1 protein-coding gene and 1 pseudogene are annotated in these 1,609 nt (G+C 42.6%); both read left to right on the top strand.

From position 1 onward, the window contains the following. Positions 1–167, top strand: a pseudogene (locus B7C60_RS19255) (GGDEF domain-containing protein); the annotation flags it as partial. A gap of 223 nt (positions 168–390) precedes the next feature. Beyond that, positions 391–1,609, top strand: a 1,219-nt coding sequence (gene ppnN, locus B7C60_RS13020; RefSeq protein WP_245869375.1) for a nucleotide 5'-monophosphate nucleosidase PpnN, incomplete at its 3' end; no start/stop codon positions are given.

The raw sequence follows: 1,609 nt of genomic DNA, 5'->3' as shown, positions 1-1,609 counted from the left end.
TTGCTCGTTTACCATTTAAGTTCAGAGATAAACACATTACCATGACTCTCAGTGGTGCAACCTCTGCATTTAAAGAATCGGATACCCCTGAAATTGTGCTCGACCGTCTTTATCGTTCTTTGCAAGAAGTCAAAAAATATGGGCCAAATCAATTAGCATGGAAATAACCAATTCGGCTACTTTTCATACAAAGCTGACATGAGATAACAAAAGTTAGTGACTAAACTCACATCTTGTGCGGTTGAAGATTCCCCAATGCAAAGGAAGCGAACAAGATTGATAGCAATATTTCCATCGGTTACAGCGCGGCTAATTCAGGTTTCTTTTTGATGCAACACGTCAATTTCATTCCCTGATTATGTCTGTGGTAACTTAGTTAAGGAGGTCTCGATGATCACTCAAGTTAGCCCAGCAGGCAGTATGGATTTACTGTCTCAGCTTGAAGTAGAACGACTAAAAAAAACGGCGTCCAGTGATCTCTATCAACTGTATCGTAATTGTAGTCTTGCTGTACTAAACTCCGGTAGCCATACAGATAACTCAAAAGAGTTATTGGATCAGTATAAAAACTTTGATATTACCGTCCTACGTCGTGAACGTGGGATTAAGCTTGAGCTAACCAATCCCCCTGAACAAGCGTTTGTAGATGGGCAAATCATTAAAGGCATTCAAGAACATCTGTTTGCTGTACTGCGTGATATTGTCTATGTCAACATGCACTTGTCGGATCAGCAACGATTAAATCTCACCAATGCTAGCCACATTACCAATCTTGTATTCGGAATTTTGCGTAATGCTGGTGCATTAATCCCAGGTATTGAACCCAATTTAATTGTTTGTTGGGGCGGCCATTCCATTAATGAAACTGAATATCAGTATACACGTGCTGTTGGCCATGAACTTGGGCTACGTGAACTCAATATCTGTACTGGCTGTGGCCCAGGAGCGATGGAAGGACCGATGAAGGGCGCAGCAATCGGTCATGCAAAACAACATTACCGTCAACAACGTTACTTAGGCTTAACGGAGCCTTCCATTATCGCTGCTGAACCACCGAATCCAATCGTAAATGAATTGATCATTATGCCGGATATTGAAAAACGTTTAGAAGCGTTCGCACGCATGGCACACGGTATTATTATTTTCCCAGGTGGTCCAGGCACCGCGGAAGAACTGCTATATATTTTAGGCATAATGATGCACCCAGAAAATACTGAGCAGCCGATGCCTATCGTTCTCACTGGTGCCAAAGAGAGTGAAGCTTACTTTCAATCTATTGATCAATTTATTGCGGCCACGCTCGGAGAAGAGGCAAGAAAACACTATACCATTGTGATTGATGATCCCGCTCAAGCTGCGCGTATTATGAAAGAAGCAATGCCCTTGGTGCGACAACACCGTCGAGATCATGATGATGCTTATAGTTTTAACTGGTCGCTTAAAATTGAACCTGAATTTCAACTACCTTTTGAACCAAGCCATGACAATATGGCAAGCTTAGACTTACATCTCAACCAACGCCCTGAAGTACTGGCGGCAAATTTACGCCAAGCTTTCTCCGGTATAGTAGCGGGTAACGTTAAAGCGGAAGGGATTCGTGAAATAGAGC

Source organism: Vibrio fujianensis (assembly GCF_002749895.1).
In the GTDB taxonomy this organism is placed as follows: domain Bacteria; phylum Pseudomonadota; class Gammaproteobacteria; order Enterobacterales; family Vibrionaceae; genus Vibrio; species Vibrio fujianensis.
This window is presented reverse-complemented; position numbering and strand designations above follow the sequence as displayed.